This window comes from Akkermansia sp. N21116 (assembly GCF_029854705.2).
Lineage (GTDB): Bacteria > Verrucomicrobiota > Verrucomicrobiia > Verrucomicrobiales > Akkermansiaceae > Akkermansia.
In genome coordinates this window covers 480957-504662 of record NZ_CP139035.1, presented here as the reverse complement: position 1 = coordinate 504662, position 23706 = coordinate 480957, and the positions used below count along the sequence as shown (strand labels likewise).

14 protein-coding genes are annotated in these 23706 nt (G+C 46.4%); 12 read left to right on the top strand and 2 right to left on the bottom strand.

Annotation, left to right across the window (positions count from 1 at the left end; genetic code table 11):
* Genes brxC through brxL form a run of 5 tightly spaced genes read left to right on the top strand, consistent with a single transcriptional unit; the run spans position 1 to position 14378 of the window.
* Entirely contained in the window at positions 1-3630 is a 3630-nt protein-coding gene (gene brxC, locus QET93_RS01930; protein ID WP_280133076.1) for a BREX system P-loop protein BrxC, read from the top strand.
* Positions 3631-3644: 14 nt separating this feature from the next.
* On the top strand, positions 3645-7358 hold the full coding sequence (gene pglX, locus QET93_RS01925; RefSeq protein ID WP_280133075.1) for a BREX-1 system adenine-specific DNA-methyltransferase PglX: 3714 nt from the start codon (positions 3645-3647) through the stop codon (positions 7356-7358).
* A gap of 11 nt (positions 7359-7369) precedes the next feature.
* Positions 7370-10021, top strand: coding sequence for a TrlF family AAA-like ATPase (locus tag QET93_RS01920; protein WP_280133074.1), 2652 nt, complete (start codon positions 7370-7372; stop codon positions 10019-10021).
* A gap of 51 nt (positions 10022-10072) precedes the next feature.
* Positions 10073-12310, top strand: a complete 2238-nt coding sequence (locus QET93_RS01915; RefSeq protein WP_280133134.1) for a PglZ domain-containing protein — start codon at positions 10073-10075, stop codon at positions 12308-12310.
* 16 nt (positions 12311-12326) lie between these two features.
* The gene (gene brxL / locus QET93_RS01910; RefSeq protein ID WP_280133073.1) at positions 12327-14378 is read left to right on the top strand and encodes a protease Lon-related BREX system protein BrxL; all 2052 of its coding nucleotides are present in this window, start codon (positions 12327-12329) and stop codon (positions 14376-14378) included.
* 389 nt (positions 14379-14767) lie between these two features.
* On the opposite strand, the gene QET93_RS01905 is transcribed toward brxL, so the two are convergent.
* Both QET93_RS01905 and QET93_RS01900 read right to left on the bottom strand, forming a co-directional pair.
* Positions 14768-16360 carry a serine/threonine-protein kinase gene (locus tag QET93_RS01905; RefSeq protein ID WP_280133072.1) on the bottom strand — a complete coding sequence of 531 codons (1593 nt, stop codon included), beginning with the start codon at positions 16358-16360 and terminating at the stop codon, positions 14768-14770.
* Between the two features lie 43 nt (positions 16361-16403).
* Positions 16404-16820 carry a hypothetical protein gene (locus QET93_RS01900; protein ID WP_280133071.1) on the bottom strand — a complete coding sequence of 139 codons (417 nt, stop codon included), beginning with the start codon at positions 16818-16820 and terminating at the stop codon, positions 16404-16406.
* A gap of 181 nt (positions 16821-17001) precedes the next feature.
* Here QET93_RS01900 and QET93_RS01895 point away from each other — a divergent pair, with 181 nt between their 5' ends.
* From QET93_RS01895 to QET93_RS01865, 7 genes are all read left to right on the top strand, one after another.
* Entirely contained in the window at positions 17002-17205 is a 204-nt protein-coding gene (locus QET93_RS01895; RefSeq protein ID WP_322190073.1) for a hypothetical protein, read from the top strand.
* 21 nt (positions 17206-17226) lie between these two features.
* Complete coding sequence (locus QET93_RS01890; RefSeq protein ID WP_280133069.1) at positions 17227-17466, top strand: hypothetical protein; 240 nt, start codon at positions 17227-17229, stop codon at positions 17464-17466.
* A gap of 89 nt (positions 17467-17555) precedes the next feature.
* A complete protein-coding gene (locus tag QET93_RS01885; protein ID WP_280133068.1) occupies positions 17556-18605 on the top strand; it encodes a tetratricopeptide repeat protein in 1050 nt (349 codons plus the stop codon).
* 85 nt (positions 18606-18690) lie between these two features.
* A complete protein-coding gene (locus QET93_RS01880) occupies positions 18691-19239 on the top strand; it encodes a hypothetical protein (protein WP_280133067.1) in 549 nt (182 codons plus the stop codon).
* A 15-nt stretch (positions 19240-19254) separates the two neighbouring features.
* Complete coding sequence (locus QET93_RS01875; RefSeq protein ID WP_280133066.1) at positions 19255-20649, top strand: hypothetical protein; 1395 nt, start codon at positions 19255-19257, stop codon at positions 20647-20649.
* Positions 20591-22528, top strand: coding sequence for a hypothetical protein (locus tag QET93_RS01870; RefSeq protein WP_280133065.1), 1938 nt, complete (start codon positions 20591-20593; stop codon positions 22526-22528). The genes QET93_RS01875 and QET93_RS01870 overlap by 59 nt, the downstream gene beginning before the upstream one ends.
* Before the next feature lie 39 nt (positions 22529-22567).
* Positions 22568-23692 (top strand): GYF domain-containing protein, encoded by a 1125-nt coding sequence (locus QET93_RS01865; protein ID WP_280133064.1) that lies wholly within the window; start codon positions 22568-22570, stop codon positions 23690-23692.
* The last annotated feature ends 14 nt before the right edge of the window (positions 23693-23706 follow it).

Genomic DNA, 23706 nt, shown 5'->3' with positions numbered 1-23706 from the left:
ATGACAAAAATAAACGAAATTCTGACTCTGGATCTTCAGGAAGATATTAAAAATGTAATCGACCTGGAGGATCGCTCTGAACTGGAAATCCAGCAGGAAATTGAATCCTATATCGTGACCGAGGGAATTGGTCGGCACCTATACAATTTCACCAACCAGTTTACCTCTAACATCAAAGAAACGGGCGTCTGGCTGTCCGGCTTTTACGGTTCCGGGAAATCCTATTTCGGCAAGATGCTTGGATACATCATCGACAATCCCACCATCAACGGAACGCCAGCCCGGGAGCGCTTTATTCCAAGGCTGAAAGGCGTTTCAGACGAGAGCCTCATTGAAAACTCCATCCGCAACCTCGAAGCAATTAACAGTAGGGTTGTATTCCTCGACGTGGCCAAGCAAAACACAGACAGAGGACTGGCGTTTACTCTTTTCGCCAACCTTCTGAAAAACCTTGGCTTCCGGGATGACATCTATGGCTACATGGAGTTTGATCTCTTCATTGATGGCAAACTCGATGAATTCAAAGGCAAAGCCAAGTCCCTTGAGGGGCAGGAATGGGATGAGCTGAAGACCAGCAACCGTCTGGTCGCAAGGGTTATGCGAAAGGTGTTCGCTGAGATGGGATACAGTGAAGCCGACTATGCCGATACCCAGAAAGTATACAGTTCCGCCATTGAGGACTTCTCGGCAAGCAAATTTAAAGCTGAACTTGAGAAGTATCTGAAAGCCAGACCGGATGAAACGCTTGTCTTTGTCTTTGACGAAGCCAGCGAAGCGATCAGTCAGAAAAAGTTCACGCTACTCGATCTGGAAGGCATCAGTGAAGCACTTTCGAGCATCAGCAACAAGGTCTGGACCATCGCCATTGCTCAGGAAAAGCTCGATGATGTCATCAATAATGCCAATGTGAATCGCAGCCAGCTGACCAAGGTAACCGACCGTTTCAAGACCAAGGTACATCTTGAATCCACAGAGGTGGATGTCATCATCCGCTCCCGATTGCTCCATAAAACAGATGCCGGTCACAAGCAGCTTGCGGATTACCACAAGAAAAATGAAGGGCTCGTATCGGATGCCACAAACCTGAAATCATCCTTTCCGACCAAGACGGCCGATGCGGACGAGTTTGCAACCTACTATCCGTTCCACAAATACCAGTTCGATATTCTGCAGAAATTTTTATTCAGCTCCAATGCGCTGGTGGCCACTCAGATTGCCGCTCGTGGAATGATCATCACCACGTTTGACGTGCTCCGGAAACAGATGCGGGAAAAAGAGCTCTACAGCTTCACCCCGGGATACGCAATCTGCACAGAGGCACAAACAGCACCTCCAATCGGGCTGGTTAACAAATACGATACAGCCAAGAAGATTTTGAACGAGCGAGGCAGCACCGTCGACGGTGAAAAGCTGCTGAAGACCATTCACTTGTTGGCAGATTCCGAAGTTGTGTCGCCGACCGTGGAAAATATAACCAAGAGCTACATCTCGGACATTACCACCTACTACGATGTCAAACCGGTCATTGAGGAGGCGCTTGCATTGCTGCTTGAAGCCAAGGTGCTTCTGCTTTCGAACAACAACTACAAAATAACATCCGATCTTGAGGGCAAGCTCCTTGAGGAGATGAAGGACTTTGATGTCGAGCTTTTCAGCAAAAAACGCTCACTGATCAACTGCATCAAGGACTACAAACTGTTTACTCCGGTGGCTACCTTCAATGATGGCACGGACAGTTTTAAATTCAGCGTCCTGTCTGATCAGGATGACGAGCTGACAGGTCCGGGCAGCAAGCAGCTGAAACTGACGGTCTACAGCCTTTTTAATATCAGTGAGAATCGGCAGGACTTCATTGAGAACCTCAAGCTGGAGACCCAGTATCAGAAGGATCTCATCACACTGGTGCCGGACAACAAAGAGTTCACCCTGATCGACAAATTGATTGGTGAAGTCAGTCGCTACTCCTACATGGAAGAGAAATACTCCAATGAGTCAGATCCGGCCAAGCGGCAGATCATCCGTGACTTTTCCATTATCCGGGAAGAGAAGGAAAAGGAACTCCGGGTCAAAATTGAAAAGGCATATCGCAATGCCTCGTTGATCTACATGTTTGATGAGAACCTGCTCAACGCGGATACCTTCAAAGGCACCATTAGCGAATTGCAGCGAAAGCTCATCAAAAACATTTATACAAAGCGTCTGGCCTCCGGTCTGTCTGAAAGTCTGGTATCCAAAATTTTCAGCACTCGTAGGGAAGGCTTGAGCCGCTTGTTTTCCGGAGATGACTTCAAATTTTTCGACAGCCACGGCAACTTTACCGGCGATCACCTGAAAGTGGTTGAAGAGATCAATGCCAAGATCAAGAGCCGCTACGTTGACGGCCGCACACTCGAATCTGACCTTTCCGGCGCACCGTGGGGCTATTCTTTCGGAACTATCGTTTCAACCTTAGCCGCGCTCTTGCGTGCCGGTCGCCTGTCAGTCAAATACAATGGGGATACTTGGTTCTCCCATGAGCAGAGCGGCATTCAGGAAGCCTTTACCAATGCCACCAAGTTCAAGTCTGCATCGTTTAAATCCATTACCGCCACGCTGACTGCCGCCCAGAAAAATCAGGCGGTCCAGTTGCTGATGGATCTGGAAATTGAATCCCATGCCGGGCGCAAGGTGGACTGGAACACCAACGACTTTGATCTGGCAGACAGTATCAGACACATGGCCGATCATTTCATCGGCGCACTAACAACGCTGGGTGATACGGTTGATGGATTTGAATCTTTGTTCCCGACAGTCGCAAATCAAAAGCAAACCTTACTGAGCTATGGCGGCAAGGTCACGGAAAGCAATTACATCGAAAAAGTCGAATACCTGCTGACCAACAGCGATCAGTTTTCCAGTGCCATCCAAACCATCCTGAAGGCGCAGAAGTTTATCAAAAAGAACTTCTCCAAAGTCAGGGAGTTCAAACGCTTCATCGAAGAGGTGGTGAGTGAACTCAAAAAGGCGGATCGGACCGACAACAGTATCAAGGAAGCACACGAAGAGTTTAACCGCCTGTACAAGCAGGACATGGTCAAAAACTTTGGCAGCCTGCAGCAGCAGGTGCAGATCGTCAAAGACAGCTATTACAAGCTGATCAAGAACGCCGCAGCCGGTATGAGCCATGAATACCAGCTGCTTAACGGCAAAGTCGATGCAGCTCTCAGGACTTTAAAAGGCTACCCGGCCGACTTGAATGTTCAGAACCAGAGAAAGCTGGACGAGCTCAAGCGTTACTGCTCGGGCCGGATCATTAAAGAACCGGTGCTGGAATATGCCATCACCTGTAAAAACTGCGGCTACTCACTTTCGGATATTCTGAACTACACGGCGCTGGCTCCCACCAAGGATAACGAGCTCCTGATTCTTCAAAGCGGATTTATTGCCGAAGCACCCAAACCGGAACCGGATACTGGGGGCGGTTCTCCGGATCAGCCTCCGGCTCCTAAGAAACCGCGCAAAGTACACTTTCAGGTGACCAGCAAGGTCATGACGGTACAGAAATACAAATCGCTCCTTACGTCTCAGCTCACGTCACTGGCCGCTGCCAGACCGGATGAAGAGATCGAGCTGGATATAGAAACTTTATGACAGGATGTTAGCAGATGAAATTACCAGAACATGTAGATAAGCTCCGAGACCTCATTGAGGCGGCTTTTGATAAACATTTCGCCCGGCTGGGGATCGGTAAAACCAAGCAGCTGGACATCGAAAAACTCCCTGGAGATGTCAGGCCCAAACGGCTGCGCTTCGAGGAGATGCTTGAAAACCATATCGGGGAAACCGGCGATTACGAACACGCCCGGGAAAAACTCATCGATGAACTTACCTTTACCCTGTTTAACCGACTGGCAGCCGTCAAAGTCATGGAGGCTGCCGCATTGTTTCCGCCGGTTCTGACCAAACAGCCGGAGCACGGGGACCGCTCTTTCGGCCATAAGGCATGGCTGGAAATGAACCCTCACATGCGTTCGGAAGAGCTGGAAGGTATCCGTGAATACCTGAAGACCGCTTTTGACGAACTGGGTGAGACGCTTCCGCTTTACAGCAAAGCCTATCCCTATGCCTTGCTGCCCGATGCCATCAGTCTCAATGAGATCATCGATGCCTTTAACGCGGTGGAAAAGGATAGCCAGGTGGGCAGCGACATCTGGCAGAGCGACGATGTGCTCGGCTGGATGTATGAGAGCTACAACAACGTCAAGAAAAAGGCTCACAAAGACAGCGGCGACAAGACCGAATACAACAAGGTGTCCCTGCAGTCACAGGTCTATACACCTCGCTGGGTAGTCCAGTTTCTGGTGGAAAACTCACTGGGGAAACTCTATCTGGAAATGTATCCGGATTCCGAGATTAAGCGTCGCTACAAGATTGCCAACGCACCGCAGACACAGGAGCGGAAGCCTAAACCGATGTATAAGGTCAAAGCCATTGACCCGGCGTGCGGATCGGGCAACTTCCTGCTTTATGCCTTTGATTTCTTCTATGAGCTCTATGTTGATCAGATCGATAATTACGGCGCGGATTACGACGAAAAAGAGATCCCCAAGCTGATTATCGAAAACAACCTGCACGGCATCGATCTGGATGACCGGGCGGTTCAGCTGGCCCAGCTCGGGCTGTTTATCAAGGCCAAGAAGAAGCGCCGCACCATTGGCGAACTGGCCTTCAACGTGGTTTCTTCCGATTTTTACCTGCCGGAATATGAAGCCGTTGAGCACATCTTTACCGAAGGCACCACGCTGGACAAAAGCCAGCAGGAGCTGATTGCCGAGATCTGGAACGACCTGCAGTATGCCTACAAGTTCGGCTCACTCATTCGTCTCGACGAAAAGATCAAAGCCAAACTGAAGATGCTGGAAGCCAAACAGAGCTCAGCTCAGCCGGAGTTGTTTACCGCCATGGAGATTGCGGCGTACAAGGACTTTGCCGCGACTTTCTTCACAAACTTGAAAACAGCGGTCGAGCAATACGCTCAGGCTCAGGGCAGCACTTTCCTAACCAGCAAGACTCGGGATGCTATCACCTTCCTTGAACTACTCACCACCGAGTACGATGTGGCCACGGCAAATCCGCCCTATACGGACAGTGGTGATTTTGGTCCAGAGCTTAAGGAGTTTATTGAGGACAACTATAAGAAGCCGTACAAATTCCACACGAACCTCTACGCCACCTTCATCAAGCGGTGTTTCGAGTTGTCCGGAGAGCATGGCAAGGTTGCAATGATACATCCTCGAACATTCATGTTTATCAAAACATTTGAGGATGTCCGAAAATTCATGATCGATAAAACACATATCAATGTTTTTGTCGATTATAGCTTAAGCAATCTATTCGGGGCGATCATGGTCGACCCTGCTTTTTATGTGTTGGAAAAAGGATCATCGAAAGGCCGAGATGCTTGGTTCGTATCTCTGGATCAGTACACGCGAACTCCAAATGAAAAATATAAAAAGGATTTCTGCCTACAGGCCCTTGATGACCATATCAGTGACACTGAAAATGAGCATAACTACACCCTCCCTCAGTCCAAGCTAAAGGTCATCAAATCTTGGCCCTTCATCTACTGGATATCTGACGAGTTCCGGGAGAAATTCAAAAAAGAATCCGTAAAAGACCTTCTGAAAAATTGCCAAGGACTGGCAACAGCTAACAATAACCGATTTTTAAGATTTTGGTGGGAACTATCTTCCTCTGATAAGAATATTAATAACGATGACTGGGTATACTATGCCAAAGGAGGACCATACAAGAAGTGGTCCGGCAATTTATGGCTTATGGTTAACTGGAAGTCAGATGGGCGAGACATAAAAAATTATACTGATGATAAAGGAAAACAAAAATCCCGTCCGCAAAACGAAGCCGTCTATTTTAAAGAAGGTATAACATACTCCGCATCTGGATCTAAGGGACCTTCATACAGACTGTTACCAAAAGGATGTATCTTCGATGTCGGCGGTAGCTCGATATTCCCTATAAACAAATACAAGAATAATTCATACATACTGGCGTTTTTCAATTCGCCATTTTCAAAGTATGTAATTGAATGTTTAAATCCGACGGTAAACAAGCAAGTTGGCGACGTTGAAAGGGTTCCTTTCGCAATTCCAGATTCAACTCATGAAAACCTAATTGAGTTTTTATCACAAAGAAACGTTTCAATAGCTACAGCGATACGTGCAACAGAATTGTTTGATGGAGAATTTACAACAAGCCCTCTTTTGTCGCTCAAAAATGGCGACTGGAAGTCTTCAGTTAATAGGTCGTTAAATCGTGAGAATCATTTCCGAGCACAGATCCTCATCAACGAGACTATCATCAATGAAAAGATATTCGAGATCTATGACCTAACTGAACATGACAAAGCGATGGTCCTGGCCAAAGAAGGTGTAAGCATCGGTGGTCTACCAGTTAGCTCCGAAGCTCGGGATTCTTATTTGGCTGAAACAGAGGTAACCAAAGAATTCCCTATTGATGCTATTCGGGCGTTTATAGAAGCCCTACCTATCAAAAAGTTTACCGCAGAAGAACGAGATGCCATTGAAAACGGATTTGGAAACCTCTATCAGAACAACAACGATCTGGAGGAGTTCTGTATTCGCCATCAGATCAATCCAATCAACGTGTGGTACTGGTTCAAGCAGAGCAATGTAATCCCGCAGCAGCGGATGCATACGCTGGCCATGGAGTTTCTGGCCGATATGGTTCGGGAAATCCTCATGGAGGATGAAGACGGCATTATCCCGCTGGTGCCTAATGCCGGGGAAAAGGTGCTGCTGGACCGCATCGAGGAAAAATTCCGTGAAAAAGGCTTCAGCTCGGCACAGTACTCCAGCTTCGATTCGGTCCTTGGTCGCTCGATCCATGAGTATCTGAACAAATATTTCTTTGCGGAGCTCTCCGACCATCTGAACCTGTTTATGTACCTGCCCAAGACGCCGTTTATCTGGCATCTCTCCAGCGGGCCGGAACAGGGCTTTGACTGCTACATCATCATTTACAAATGGAGCCGCGACAAGCTGATGCGCCTGCGCTCGGTCTATATCGAGCACCGGGAGCGATCACTGGTCAACCGTCAGAGCGACCTCTCCGGCAATGAAAGCGCCGATGCCCAGAATGAAAAGGACCGCATCTTCCGCCAGCTCAAAGAGATCGAAGCCTTCAAAGCCAAGATCGATGAGTTGCTGGCCGAAGGCTACAACCCAATTCTGGATGATGGCGTCGGCAAAAACATCGCTCCCCTGCAGAAAAAGAAGATGATCCCTTACGAGGTGCTCAATGCAGGACAACTCAAAAAGTACCTCAACGCGGACTGGTAGGAGAGCTGATCATGTCTACAGAACAAAAGGAATATGAAGTTTTTCGATCCGGCGCGACATGGCTCCGGGCCGATTTTCATCTCCATACAAAAGCGGACAAGGAGTTCAAGTATTCTGACAGTGAGGATTACTACTTCTCGAATTATGTTGAAGGGCTGGAAAAGGCCCAGATCAGACTCGGCGTAATTGCCAATCATAACAAGTTTGATACGGCTGAATTCAAGTCCCTAAAGAAGACGGCTTCTAAAAAGGAAATCTGCCTGCTTCCGGGGGTTGAATTGTCCGTAAATGATGGCTCAAACGGCGTTCATACATTGATTGTCTTTAGTGATCAATGGCTGGAAAACGGTAATGATTACATATCGCCCTTCATTACTACCATGTTCCCCGGGAAAGCTGAATCAGAGTACCAGAATGAAAATGGAAGAAGCGACAAGAACATACTACAGGTTGTTGAAGAATTGGAGAAAACAGGCCGTGACTACTTCCTCATTTTTGCCCATGTAGAACAGAAAAGTGGGTTGTGGTATGAAATGGGCGGAGGAAAGCTCGGTGATTTTAAGAATAAAAGATATGAAACAGTACGCAGCAGGACTCTTGGGTTTCAGAAGGTCCGAACACATGACAAATCAGATAAGGTTTGCAGAACCAAGATAAAAGACTGGCTTGGTGGATGGTATCCAGCAGAACTTGAAGGCTCTGACTGTAAATCCATCGAAGACATAGGCAACGAAAAGTCGTGCTATCTCAAGCTGGGAGCCTTCTCCTTTGATGCCGTAAAATTTGCCCTTGTGGACAAGGATAGCCGTGTTGCAACCGATCCTGTTCAGCACGGGCACTCCCGCATTCAAAATATCCGCTTTATCGGTGGCACCTTAGCAGGAAAGCAGATCCATTTTTCTCCCGAACTCAACACCATGATTGGAATTCGAGGTAGCGGAAAATCTTCAATTCTTGAGGTGATACGCTATGTGCTGGAAATTCCTGTCGGTGAAAAGTCTGGCGACAAGAAATACAAAGAAGGTCTTGTCAAATACACCATGGGAAGTGGCGGCAAGATTGAGATGGATGTCGTCGACCGTCATGGCAAGGCTTACACAATTTCGAAGGTTTATGGCGAGGATACCAGCGTCGAAGATAGCGGTCAGCTTCTGCAGGGGGTGGCAATAAGGGAATCTATTCTCAGAAAGCCCATATACTTTGGTCAGAAAGATCTATCCAGTACCGGGGAAGGTTTTGAAAAGGACTTGGTAAACAAGCTGTTGGGGTCGAAGCGGGATGAGGTTCTGCAAAAGATATCTACTCAAAAGGTAAAGGTTATTGATGCCGTCCGCAACCTCATCAGCGGATTGGAATTGGATGACCAGATAAAGGAACAGAACGACATCATGAAGGATGCCGACCATCAACTGAAATTTTATGCAGACCACAAAGTTGAAGAGAAGCTCCAAAAGCGACTCGACTTCGATTCGGATGTAAAACAGATCGATGCGACAATTGACGCGATTGATCGTTTCTCTCAGGATATCAGCAATATATCTACCGGCCATGAAAGCACTTTGTCCTCCCAAAAGGATTATGTGTCCAAGCACAATGCTGAATTGTTTGAGAAGCTGAAGACCATTCTGGAAACCAAATATCTTTCCTTGATTGCGCAATTGAAGGTTTGGGAGCAGGACAATCCCGCTGTCCAAAAACAGCTGACCGATCTTCAAACAGAGATGAAAGCAATCCGCAAGGGGATGGTTGATGAGTTTGCTGAGATCGAAAGAAAACTGAGTGAAGAGCTGAAAGAAGCCGGGAATACCAATATCAGCTCTGAAGAGTTTTTAGCACTGAAGACCAAACGCTCAAAAGCAGTCACCCGGATCGATGAGCTCCAGAAACAGAAAAACGAATTTGTCGGGTATCAAGAAACCTTGCTCAAAGAGGTTAAAGCGCTAAACGACCTATGGCATGAAGAGTTTTTGCTGATCAAATCCGAGCTGGAAAAGATCGAAAAAGAGTCGTCCTCAATTACCATCGATTCCAACTACAAAGGCGATAAGGCGCACTTTGTAGATACGATGAAAGAATACTGTAAAGGAAGTGGTCTCAGAGACACAACTTTCCAAGGGATTGCCAGCCAGTATTCTGACTTCGCGTCCATATACAAAGATATGGAAACTGCAAAGCAGTACTTTGGCAGCAACCCACAACTTTTCACGGATCGTTTTTTAGCCAACCTTGAATCGGCTCTGACGTATCAGGTGCCAAACAAATTTATCATCAAATATCGTGGCAAGGAGTTGCAGCACCACTCTTTGGGACAGCGAGCTTCTGCGCTGATTCTTTTCGTTCTCAGCCTCAAAGAGAATGACGTCATTATCATCGATCAGCCTGAGGACGATCTGGACAACCAGACGATATATGAAGACGTCATCAAACTGATTCGTGACATGAAGCCCGGGGTTCAATTCATTTTCGCCACTCACAACCCCAACATTCCCGTTTTAGGGGATGCCGAATTGGTGCATGCCTGTTCATTCATGGATGAAAAAGTGACCGTACAAAGTGGGAGTGTTGACGCCCAAGACACCCAGAAAACGATTGTAAACATAATGGAAGGTGGGCAAGAGGCGTTCAACCGTCGTAAGGAGATTTACAAAATATGGAAACCGTAAACTCCTGCAGGCCAAAGGGTATGCTTCCACCAAAATATAAGGGTCTTCGTGATGATTGATATATGGTTCAAAAATGACCTTCGGGATATATACGAGCAACACACTGTTGCTGTGTTTATCGATGAATCCGGCGATGCTGAGTTTTTGCTGAAGACCCTTGGAGCGGAATACACTATTCAAAAGGCAAACTCCGAGCTGGAGGAACTGCATGTAAAGTATCTCGTTGAAAAGGTGCAACCCAGCCACGAACGCTTCCTCATTTATACCCGCTTAAAAAAGGATGATCTTAAGTTCATTCGGGAATATTGCGAGACCTGCGGATGCCTGGAGATCCGTTATCTGCAGAACTATATCAAAGACAAGGTCCATCAGACCCTGAACCTGAACATCAACCTTCCCAAGGAAGAGATGATTGCTGCAGCCAAAGTCAGTGTCGACCAAGACCGCACCTATTGGATGGATCTCAGTCACAAGGGCGCAACCGAAATATTCGACCTGAACAAAGAGCTGTTGCCGTTTGTGCATGATCCCGAAAGCTACTCAAAAGAGAAGTATGACATACAACTCAGGGAGACTTTTTACCGCAAAGTCAATGAACTGCTTGGGCAGGATTATCTGAACAAGCCTGCGTCTACGCTGGCCGGTGAAGTGGTGAAGGCCATGCTCGACGGCTTGGCCAATGGTAACTGCGATAAAATCCTTGAATCGGTCTATAAAGGCTGGCTCGACTCGGTGACCTATCGCGATTCATTCAATGGATACCTTGACAGTTACACGCTTGGGTCTGATCTGGATATATGGAATGTCAGTATCCATCATCCCTTCCGGCAGGTGGATGAACGGTGGCTGGCCGAAATCGGTAAGAACATTTCTGATAAAGCATCAGTACCGCATACGCTTGCCAAATTGCGGCAACGAAATCAAAACAGACAGGCACAAGCCCTTGGTATTCGTTTTTGGTGTGATGTGATTGCACTGCTGGAATTCGACCCGAAAGACATCGCCTATCTGAGTTCTTTCAGTGAGTGCGTTGAGTTTTACAAAAAGCATTTCTATAAACTTGATACAGCCATTCGCAACCTTTACGCGGAGTTCCTGAACAAGAAAGAGCTCTTGGAGCCATTTCAGGAGCTATACAAGGAGCACGTCTCTGTCTTCCTCGAAAAATGGTTTAAGCACTGGAGCGGCTACAAAGAAACTCAGACCGGAACCCTGCAGCGGATTATCGATGATGCTAACGGCTTGAAGACAGCCGTTATTGTCGGAGATGGTGTCGCCTATGAAATTGCGGAACTGGTCTCTGCAAAGGTTAAAGGGACTACCAACCTCAAGAAGGATTCAATCCTTGCAGATATCCCTTCGGAAACCGAAAACAACATGAGCCGCATCTATATGGCCAATGGAGTTACTGAAGCAGTCCAGAGTAACCGTGAGAAATATCTGGCCGCACAGAACCCTAATGTCAGCATCGATTTTATTCGGTTGGATGAAGTTACCGAAGAGGCTCGACCCGGGCAGGTTTTAATTTGCACCTATAAAGACATCGATGACATGGGTGAAAAGCTTCAGCAGAAGGCGCTGAAGTATTTCCCGGAGACCATCGATTTCTTTGCCGAAAAGATCACACTTCTTTTGGCCAGTGGTTATGCCAAGGTCTATTTGATAACGGATCACGGTTTCGTACTGACCGGATTGCTGAATGACGCGGATAAAATTTCTGTTTCACTGAAGGGTAATTTTGACAAGGCAGAACGCTATATCCGCACAGAAACCAAGCAAGTTGATCTGACTCCCGGGCTGATAGAAGCAGAAAAGAGCTACAGGCAATTCGACTACCTGTATTTTGCAAAGAATATTAACCCATTCAAGACTCCGGGGGTGTACGGCTTCTCCCATGGTGGTGTATCCCCTCAGGAGCTGGTGACACCGTACTTCTGCTGGGAACGATCCGGAGCATCAGCGGCGTTATTGTCTGTATCGATTGAAAACAAAGGGGATTTGAAAGATGTCACCGGCGAACTGTTTTCAATCAAGATTCAGGCCGACAAGGGGGCTGGTGATTTGTTCTCCATGGATCGGAAAGTCTATCTGGTCTTCTTTGCCAACAAGGCGCAGGTCAATAAAAGTGATGTGTTTACCATTCAACGGAATGAGCGGGTTACCAAAGAATATACGTTTGATGGCCATTCGGAACTAGAAGTCCACCTTCTGGATGCTGCCACCAAGCAGCAGCTCGACCGAGCCGTTGTGAAACAAAATAAAGACAGAGATTTAGGCGGGCTTCTCTAATGATAAGGAACTGATTATGGCAGTATTGAATGACTTAGACATAAAACTTCTGGAGCACTTCCGGGGATACGTGGTCAAGAAAGACCTTGTCCGCACCGTGAAGGTTGGGGCCAATGTGCCGGTATTTGTTCTGGAATATCTGATTGCCAACTCGTGCTCCACGGATGATGAAGAAAAAATCCGCATCGGCATGGAGAACGTTAAAAAGGTTCTCAGCGAACATTATGTGAATCCGGAAGAGAGCTCTCTGATTCATTCAAAGATTCGTGAGAAAGGCCGTTACAAGATCATCGACAAAATTTCCGTCGAGTTGGATTCTAAAAAGGACATTTACTGGGCAAAACTACAGAACAGTAACATCAAAAACGGAAACATCAGCGATGGATTGGTAAAACAGCATGAAAAAATGCTGATGGGTGGCATCTGGGCGATTATTGATGTGGAGTATGATCCCAACATAAAGATTGGTCAGAATATCTTCCCGTTTGTAATTACTGAGATTAAGCCGATCCAGCTCTCCAGCTTTGATAATAGTAAGATCATCAATAAACGCAAGGAATTCACAAAAAGTGAATGGCTTGACATCCTGTTACGAAGCTGCGGCTATGAGCCAAGTGCAGAAGGTGTCACTGACCGTATCAAGATGCTCCTGCTTTCCCGGCTACTCCCAATGGTTGAATCAAACTTCAATTTCATTGAGCTCGGGCCACGCTCTACGGGTAAGTCGTTTGTCTTTAAAGAGCTCACACCTTACGCTGTTTTGATCTCTGGTGGCCAAGCAACTGTCGCCAAACTTTTCGTTCATGGCTCAACTGGCAAAGTCGGTGCAGTTGGACAATGGGATGCCATCTGCTTTGATGAGGCTACCGACAAGATTTTCAAAGATAGAGATGCCGTTCCTCTCATGAAGGACTACATGGAATCGGGATCATTCTCCCGTGCCGGTGCTGGTGGTGAAATTACAGGTGTCGCCTCCATCATTCTAAATGGAAATATCAATCAACCGGTTGAAACGGTTTTGCAAACTTCGCACCTGTTCAGCCCGCTATCCGATGAGGTTAACAGCGATACCGCCTTCCTCGATCGTATCCATTTTTATCTGCCTGGCTGGGAAATGATCAAGTTCTCACCCAAGCACTTTACTTCCAGCTTTGGATTTAGCACGGACTACTTTTCGGAAGCTCTCAAGTCGTTGAGGCGGGTTACCTATACTGATGCGATTGAAAAATATTACACCCTTGGTGCTCATCTTAAACAGCGTGATACAAAGCCGGTTAAAAAAACTGTTTCCGGATTGATCAAGCTAATGCACCCAGATGGAGAATACACCAAAGAAGACATCAAAGAGTACGTTGAGATCGCTCTGGAGATGCGTCGTCGCGTTAAAGAGCAGTTGAAGCGCATTGGTGGTATGGAGTTCTGGGATACCAACTTTTCCTACATCGATAAGGAAACCCAGGAAGAGAGCTTTATCGGCCTGCCTGAAGAAAAAGGTTCACACCTTATCGAGAACACACCGCTACCGCCGGGAATCTGTTACACCAGTACAAGTGACGGTGAAAACGTTGCTTTGGTGAGAATTGAAACTGTCGCTGTCGCCGGGTCTGGGAAGTTGAACATAACCGGGGTCAATAACACGGCAGTAAAGGAAAATATCAAAAACACGTATCAATACATCAAGGCCAATGAAAAAACGATTCTGAGCGATAAACACTCGCTGAAGAATTATGACATTACGATACAGGTTACCAACCTTCTGGGAGCTGCGATCTCATCAGGAATAGGTTCCGCTGTTTACATCGCCATCGTATCAGCTCTTTACAAAAAGAACCTCAAGGCTGGTCTGGCGGTGCTCGGAAATATCTCAGTGGGTGGTGCCATCGAGCGGGTGATCAATTTTGCGGACAAGGTCACTATGCTCTCCGAAAACGGAGCAAAGAGCGTCATCGTACCGATGGATAATCTCACTGAGCTGTCAAATGTGCCGCCCACTGTCCTTGGGAACACAGACGTGCCGTTCTATCAAAATAACCAGATGCTGATGCAGAAAGCGATACTGTTGGATTAGCCTATGAAAATCCTCCACATATCAGACTAGTATTTAGGCTGATCTCTTTATGACCGGAAACGTTATGAGGAGTTCAAAGAGTTCGCTGTGTTTTTGGGCTAACTGACGCAGAGTATTGAATATGAGAATATTGTTGATTTATATAAATGATGCAAGACATTATTTCTGCCGAATAAAAATGCCCATAAAATGAGCGAATGAAAGAAAGGAGGATGCCGAGAACCTCGCCATTGAAGTACACGAATAAACAGGGCGGTACTTCCACCCTTAGGCATCTGTTACGTCGCTCACAAGGGAATAAAGTAGATATTGTCATTCCAAATACCCTTGCTCAGAACCATAAACACACAAGATATTCTGGAGAAAGGCATCAAAGCCTCCAAAATCAATCAATCCGCAGCGTCAAAATCTGTCTTGTCGGAAATAGCGGGATTGCGGGGAGTACCATCCGGATAGGAGGTTTTGTAGATGCCAAATTCCTGCGCCTTTTTCTCCAGAGCGTGGGTAACACTGCTGGATGCGGCGTTGATGCGGAGGCGGCTTTCGCTGAGGTAGGAAGGATTGTGGAGGGGATGGGGGAATATCCTTGGAAGGAGTTGCGGGGACAACGACTGGAGGATATCGTCGGAACAGGAGTCGGGATGATTCTGCTTCCAGTGCTGGAACCATGCGGGTGAAGTCAGGTGTTTATATTGCTGGGCGAGTCCTTTTCCCTTGATGGCGTACACGCGTTCCGCCGCCAGCAGGGTCATGTTGTCAAACTGTTGCTGCTTGCGCCATGTCTGCCTGATTTGTTCCAGTTCTTCAGCGTTTCTGGCGGCGTTGATGGTTTCCAGCGTCTTCCGGACGGAAACCTCCTTCTTTTTGGCCAGATTGAGGAACATGCGGCTATAGTAATCATGAAATTCCCGGGATTCCCGGTTGAATGCCGCGATTTCCGGATCTTGAAGCAGTTCTTCGACAAGAAGATCTTCAGGACTTTTCCTGATTTCTTGCGTCAAAACACCTGTCTCATAAAGCCCCCAGGTAAGCGCTCCCCCTGTAACGAGCATCACGACCGCTATCGTCAGAATTCTGCTCCAGAGCTTCCGTATTCGATTGCGACGGAGGGCATGATCCATATCGGTCAGCCACGCTTCTGGCGAAAGAGACCGTTCCTCTCTCTTCAGGGAGAGGTTTTGAACAAGAAGACAGCTTACGCATCTCAGGGATTTCTCTTTTTGGACCAATGATGCCAATAACTCTCCCGCATGTGCTTCACCGACCTTTCCGGACATGGTGTTCCAAGGATAGGAGGTCATCAGTTCATAAAAGCACGCTGCCAGGGAGTATTGATCCGCCCGGATGTCGGGAGCCGCGTCTTCCGTCAATAACTCGGGAGCCGAGTACGCGGAATGTGCCAGAACATGGACCATGCCATACAGGGGCCGCAGGGAGGCGGTTCCGAAATCCGCCAATACGGGCTGGCCTTCCCTGGTGAAGAGGATATTACTGGGCTTGATGTCCAGATGGACGATGTGATGCTGGTTTAGACAGCTGAGAGCCGAAACCAGAGTTTGAAGCCATGAGATAATTGTCGCCGGCGGAATGCGTTTGCCAGAGACGATGACATCCTGCATGGTTCCTCCCTCAAGAAGAGGCATTACATAAAAACAGGTTGTAGGCGAAAGGCTGAATACCCTGTGTATTTTAATGATAGAGGGATGATCCAGGGAGGCGATCAAACGGGCTTCCCTGATGAATTGGTCAACGGATCCGGCAAAGATACATTCCGTTTCTTCATTCAGGGGAACCAGGCAATGGGTCATTGAATCCCTCGTACAAAGACCAAGAGGATAGTGTTCTTTGAGGACAACCTTTCTATCCAGCGTCTTGTCATAGGCCAGATAAGCAATGCCGTTTCCCCCGTGGCCCAATACACGTTCAACGGTATAAGGACCTACCTTTTTGCCGGGTGGAAGAGAGACTGGTTCCTGATGCATGACGAATGAATAGTTCAATCATGTATCATGGCCCCCCTCGGAATCAATCCTTGTCTTCCGGAAATTCCTCGCGTTCGATTTCGTCCACAAGAGACGGCCCAGGTGAAGCCTCTTCATGAACAATCTCGTTGATTTTTGTTGCCAAAAAATCGGTCAATGTCATTTTGCTGTCGAGCGCCCTGCGTTCCAATGCCGCCTGGACATCCGGGGGAAGCTGAAGGATTACGCGGGATTCCGTCTCTACTTTGACAGACGGCAGAGTGACGGGCATATCATTCATCAAGGATCGGATGATGTGTTCCTTGACCTCCGGGATCTTTTTCTTGGCCATCCAGTTGTAAACGGTCACTTCACTGACGAAGCATTGCCCGGCCAACCACTTGTAGTCCAGCCCACGTGCCTTGAGCCAACGCTTGACGTCGGCTTTCAAATCCATCTGTGGTTTGGAATCTGAACTCATGATAGGGATACTAGCTTTCCTGCTATTGTTCGTCAACTCCCAAGCCATGAATGCCAGAGAAATAAGCGGATAGAATAAGAGGGCGAGAGCTAGATTTCTCTATAAAATAATATCTTTTCTTCCATATTAGCTATAATACTATTTGACAAGACACTCTAAAAAGATATAGAAAAATATCCGTATGGCGAGTATGCAGTGTGATATCCCCGAACTACTTGAGAAGCTGAGCGACGAAGCCAGATTGTATCTGCTGAAGCGCATGGCCTTTCGTCATCTTACCCTTCGACAAGCTCTTTTGGAGATTGTCATCGTGATCAGCAACGAGGAGTCACCCATTCCGGAAGGAGATGCCGCCATACATCCGGTTCAATCTGTATCCCGTTAATCCCATCTAAGAAGACTCATCATGAACACATCCCGTATCACCCTCATGGCTTTGATAGCCGTTTTCTGCTCCGCTCTGCTGGCACATGCCAGTTTGTCTCCCTCGAACACTCACTTGTCTGCAAATGAAATCCTGAAATGCCATCAAAACGATGGCGTCAAAGTATGCCCCGCTTGCAACGGAAGCGGCAAGTTCGGCAACAACACCTGCATCAACTGCGGCGGAAAGGGCATCGTCCGCCAAAATGGGCAGAGGCTGTAATGTTTTATTCACAAATCAATAGATGAAAATAAGAAGCATACCAAACCGTTGTTTTTATGAAGTGGATTCTCGTTAGGAATTGTTGCCTCATGACATTCAGTATGGCCCTCCCCTGTTTAGCCGCGGCGGAATATACTCAGGATATCGTCGCTTTAAAGGGGAATGCCCGCAAGGGCGATCCGGAATCCCAGTTCCTGCAGGGCAGTACAGGAACAAAAAAAGATGATAAACAAGCTGCCAGTCGATTTCGTAAGGCGGCGGAGCAAGGAGAAGCTGAAGCGCAATACCATATGGGAAAGGCTTATTCCGGCGGATACGGTGTAGAAAGAAATCAGGAGGAAGCAGTAAAGTGGTACAAAAAAGCCGCTGCGCAGAATCACCCTGTTGCCCTATATTCCTTGGCCCAAAGTTATGAAGAAGGCAATGGGGTACAAAAAGATGAACGAAAAGCTTTCACTCTTTATGAAAAAGCAGCGAAGTTAGGAAACATCTCTGCTCAAAATGCTTTAGGATTTTTTTACCACACGGGTAAAGGGGGTGTCCCGAAAAATCAAAAACTTGCCGTGGAGTGGACACTGAAAGCTGCTGAGCAGGGATTAGCCCAAGCTCAACATAACATGGGATATTATTATGAAGTAGGGAACGGGACCGGAGACACAGGGATACTCGCTAAAGACTTCAGTGGAGTACCACAAGATTATGCAAAATCTATTGAATGGTACACCAAAGCGGCAAATCAAGGCTATGTTCGTTCACAAGTTTATTTAGGGCTGATGTATTTGTACGGAAAAGGAGTACAACAAGATTCTCTGAAAGCTGCACAATGGATATCCAAAGCCGCAATTCAGGGAGACCCGGAGGCCCAATTTGAAATGGCCAATTTTTTTCAGAGATCAGGTGATCGGAAATCTGCCGTTACATGGCTTATGAAAGCAGCCGAGCAAAGATTTACCAGAGCACAAGTCAATTTGGGATGGTGCTATGAGACGGGAGACGGTATTGGCCAGAATCTGGATCAGGCTTCCCAATGGTATCATAAGGCGGCCAATTTAGGGAATGAAGAAGCTCAATATTTATTGAATAAACTTCTAGAAAAACATTCGGATTTAAAGATTCAAGATGAGGATGAAAAAAAGTAATCCTAATTAAAATAGACAAGAGTTTTAATTACTGTTTTTCTTACATTTGTCAATTTATATTAATTAACTTAACCATAAGATTATTATGACACTAGATCAAATCACCGTCAATATGGATATGATCATTCAAAATGAAATATCAGAAATTCTTTCTACCAAACCACAAGATCAGCAATATTTGAACTACCTTGATATGCGGCAGGTTTGCTCGACAGTAAAGAGGTATTGCATCGATTCAATTGGTGAAATACCTCAAGAAGTGGAAATGGCTTGTTGTCTTGCAGAAGCTGTTTTGGCTCCGGATAAAAAAGATAAAAAGCAATTGATCAAACAAGCCGTTTCTCTCGCTTCCGGAGCTGGTGGTGTTGCCTGTATTCTGGCCGGAGTAGGAAGTGCCCTAGGGTGGGGGACAGGTGTTCTTGCAGCTATTACTGCCTTTTTTGTGGGTACATCTGTGACGATCCCTCTAATCGCCATTACTGGTGGATTAGTGCTTTCTGTTGTTGCCGGATATTTTATGTTTCATAACAACGCGCCAACTCTGTCAAATAAAGCGATTAAGGCTTTGAGCAAAGGTGTAGAGAAAGCATTGGCCGCGTACTGGGAAAGACGCAGTATAAAATTCACTGAATAAATTGCCGGGATACTTATGATCGACTTCGTTATGCCTTCCTTTCTATGGCCATTGCTGCATAAGAACATTGTCTGTTTTCGGGAATTTTATGAATCAATCCCATCGGGGCAATGGTTGCGTTTAATTGACAAACAGTTTCCCTCTCTGGCAAAAAGCGAAACAGCAGATTTTATTAGCGGAGGGGGCCATAGGTGGAAAGGGGGACACGATCTTTTCATGGATGTCTTCCCTGAATTTTTTCGTGATCCCCCCAGAGCCATGCATGATCTGGGACATATTCTCTTGACGGATTTTCCTACCAAGGCAGGGATTCCTATTCCCGGTTGTTCTCAATCCGGACTGGGTGAATGGTTGATGAGCATAGGGATCCCTCAAAAATATCTATCAATCAATCTCATGGACGTACTGAACGGGATAGATGGAGGGGGAGGAATCCTGTTCAAAGGAATTGGAGAATATAAAGAAGGGATTGAAGGATATGAGGATCTGATTTCCGCAATGTCCGGTGATCTCTCCATGAATGCGGGAACGTTTCTGGATACCTTTGGAGAGGGGAGTATAGAGTTGATAACAGGAATAAGTACGTCCAATCCTTTATTGGTTGGAGCCGGAGCTGAAAACATCCTGGCAGGTCTCGTTTCAGCATGGAAAACCTATACCTATTACATTGATCCTGCGTCATTTTTTAGCCATTCAATAACAGCAGCTCTGCTGGGAGGTGGAATTTCTTATGTTTTGAACAGAAATGTTAATACGGAATCCTTGGTAAGATCCGTTATGCACACTGCTGGCCGATCTTCTTTGTTAGGAGGGCTTGGTGCGGTGTCATGGTATTTTTCGGCTGGGGCATCCTTGGGATTTCTCGCGATGAAATTAGGAAGAATAATGGCGATTAATGCTCAAAGAAATCAAATGTTATCTTGTGCCTGTTCACCAAGTACTTTTGAACAGAGGAAGGAAAAGTTTTTCCAGGATCCCTGGATACGGGATTTTTTTGAAAGAAATAAGTTGGTCCGGGAACATTTACTCCGAGAATTGGAAAAACCGTCTTTACCTGCTTCTGGACAGCAGATGAAAAAGTTTTCTCGGAATACCTGGATCAGGGAATCAGATTCACAAGTGCGGGAATTTCGTGAAAAAGACAACTTATCCAGAGAACGTTTACGTCAGAAATTGGAAAAACCGTTGTTAATTAATTTTGAGCAACGGAAGAAAAAGTTCTCTCAGGATACCTGGAGCAAGGAATCGGATACGCGAACATGTGACTTTCGTGAAAAAGATAAGTTATTCAAGAAACGTTTTCATCAGGAATTAAAAAAAAACTCTTATATAACTTTTACTCTCTATCAGCATGAAACATCTTTTCCCTTACATCATCGGGCTATTAATCTTTTCTGTCGTTCTCTGTGAAGGAGCGGGTATTGTAGCCTGGAAGGAGCATTCGTTTCATGAGGATTCCTTGGCTGATGTGGCTGTGTATAGCCGCAAGAGGCACAATGGGGTCGAAGGTATTTTCAATATCAAAGGAAAGGAATTTTACATTCCCTCCGGTCGCTATTGGTTTCTAGAGTTACCCAATAGTCTTCCAATGGAATTGGCGGACACTTTTCAGTACGAATCTCTTCTTCGGCAAAAAAGTGAAATGGCTGCTTTTCTGAAACGTTTCCCCAAATCTTCTCCTGTTCTTGATCCCTGGTTGAAACAACTGAAAGAGTATCAGGATAAATATGATTCGGGGAAGTACTTTGTCAACGGTGCCTGGATTGAAAAATCAATTTATGAACAGCAACAAGCGGAATTGAAGGAACAGAGGAAACAACGCCGTTTGAAAGAAGAACAAAAGCGACAGGAAGCAACTCAAAAAAACGTTGAAGCAATATCCGATTTTGCCGAAATAGAAGAGCACGTTCGACTGCCTTATGTGGACGGTTCTTTGCAGGAAATAAGCGACGGAAGTATGGACGGAGCCAGAACAGTTGTCCAAAGGTTGGAACAGAACAAAAAGTCTTTGGATACCGCAGGCCAGAATCAGGCACAGCAACTCATTCAATCCATTAAAAGACTTTTTACCGCACTGGCCTCCTACAAAAAGGCCCTGCAACAGCAAGCCGGAGCCCAAGCTAAAGCGGAACAATATGAACGCCAGGCGGAGAATAACATGAGGCCGAACCCATTAACGGGAGAACCTAACTCCTATATGGCCAATCGCGCCCGCAAGAAAGCAAGGCAGGTTATCCTGAACGCGGAAAATGCCATTTCCAATGGAAAGGAAGAACTTCTTCAAGCCTTAAAGCAGAGTGATGCGTTGGCGTGTTCCTTGTATAAAAGCATTCCCCAGGACGCAGAAAACCTGGCTCTTGCGGTGATGGCGGTTGCCGAATCATACAATGGTGATATTGATTTCACGAGCCGATTTGAAGAAGCTAAAGAAAAAGAAGACAGGCGGCGGGAAGAAATTGCCCGCGAACAAGAAGAAAAGAGACAGCAGGAAGAAATTGCCCGGGAACGGGAAGAAAGAGAGCGACAACTTGCCCGTGAGAAGGAGAAAGAAAGGCTTCAAGAAGAAAGAGAGCGAGAAGAGCAGCGCCTGAGGGAAAAACGGGAACAACAACTCGCCCAGGCGTCTCCAGCACCTCAAGCGTCGCCGGAACCGCAAGCGGTTACACAACCGAAGAGTCGTTACATGTCTCCCCAGCTGACCAATGAGATGCTCTACAAGGCTCTTGGTGCGAATGATCCAACCACCATGAAGGGGATTGATCAGAAGTACAGGGATATCATTGAGAAATCCACTGACGCGGGAGCAATCGCCACGGCTATTCAAGACGCCTACTACAGCAAGGGAGACCTTGACCCTATTATGCGCGGCGAATTGATGCGCATGTCCAGATATCGTGCCCTTTCAAACAAAGTAGGACAGGGAGCAGCCTATCATCCCAGTTTGTCCAGAGCCTTTCCCTCGTTACCCTCTGTCATAGAAATGGGGGATGATGCATGGGCGGAAGAGGTTGATAAAATGATAGGTGCCTCACAAGAAACCTATAACCCCAATCTGTCTCTGGCCTGCAGGCAGCGAGCCAGGGACATTATCAAAGCTCGGAAAACATTGATGGGAGGCTCCATGCCCGAGGTCGACACAATTTACCGGCAAATGGGAATTACTCAAGATACAGACCCTACACCCTTACAGGGAAGAGAATCTTGGATTCATTATATATTGATTGTTCTACTGGCGGCATTCATCCTAATTCCCTTATGCATTTTCCTCAATGTTCGCAAAAAAATGTAAAAGCATCATCAATATCAGCACTCACTTTTCATATCAAAGATGAAAAAATATTTTATTTGTGACAACTCAGAGAATCAGCAAGGTCCCTATTCCGAGCATGTTCTTAAAGCCTTGTATGAAGATGGGACCATACAGCTTCATACCCGTATTCGTGAAATTCAGTCCTCCGAATGGGGTGTATACTCAGACATTGTTTCCGAGGTTTCCCCGGACAAAAACCAGAAAGATATTGATGAATCCACCTACTTGATTGCATTACCGGATGGAGAGCAAGAAGGACCTTACACCCAGGAGCAAATCGTAGCCCTGTACCGAAATGGACGCTTAGCAAGCAACCTTCTTTGTTGCAGGGTAGGATCATCTTCGTGGAATTCGCTGGAGACAGTAATCGGAAAAAACTCTCAACAGACTATTCCAGCCGATTTCTCAGGAAGAGCAAATGAAGTGAATCCTCCTTCTTTTTCAAGCGAAGACAATGAGAGTTCTCCTTTAAGGCAGGAAATACCTCCCACGCCCAATACACCGCCCCCATTAGAAGAAAACGCTTCATACCGTTATCCTCCACTGCAGGATGAAAGAAGTTATACTCCCCGGCAGGAGTATAACATGAGAGCGTTCTGGGCAATGAGCATGCTGTATATTTTGTCCCCGTTATTGATTATTGTAGCAGAGGCCACTTATGCAGGTGACATCAAGTTCACATTAACGGTTTTAGGCATAGGGGTATTGTTCTCTTTGTATGCACAGATTTTATTGCTGATGAATACGAGGAAAGCGTGGAAATGCATACAGCCAGTTACCCAATATGGTCGTCGTATTCCCTCTGCGGGAAAAGCCGTGGGACTATTATTTATTCCCGTGTTCAATTTATACTGGATGTATGTCTGCTTTGTCGGTTTGGCCGATAATGCTTCCTGGCTTGCCCGAGTCACTCAACAAACCAACCTTCGGCTGAAAGCATGGCCCATGTTTGTCTTTGTGTTGCTCACACAGTTTACTTTTTGGGGCAGTATCATAACAAATGCCTTTTTGCCTGAATTCCGATCCTATTTTCATGTTATTTTCTGGCTTTGCTTACTGTGGGCGATCGTCGTGTTCTGGTACACTGAAAGAATTATTCAGTCATTTCCTCGTCCTCAAAGAAAGAAAAAGAAATCTGCATAGAAGGAGGAAGAAGG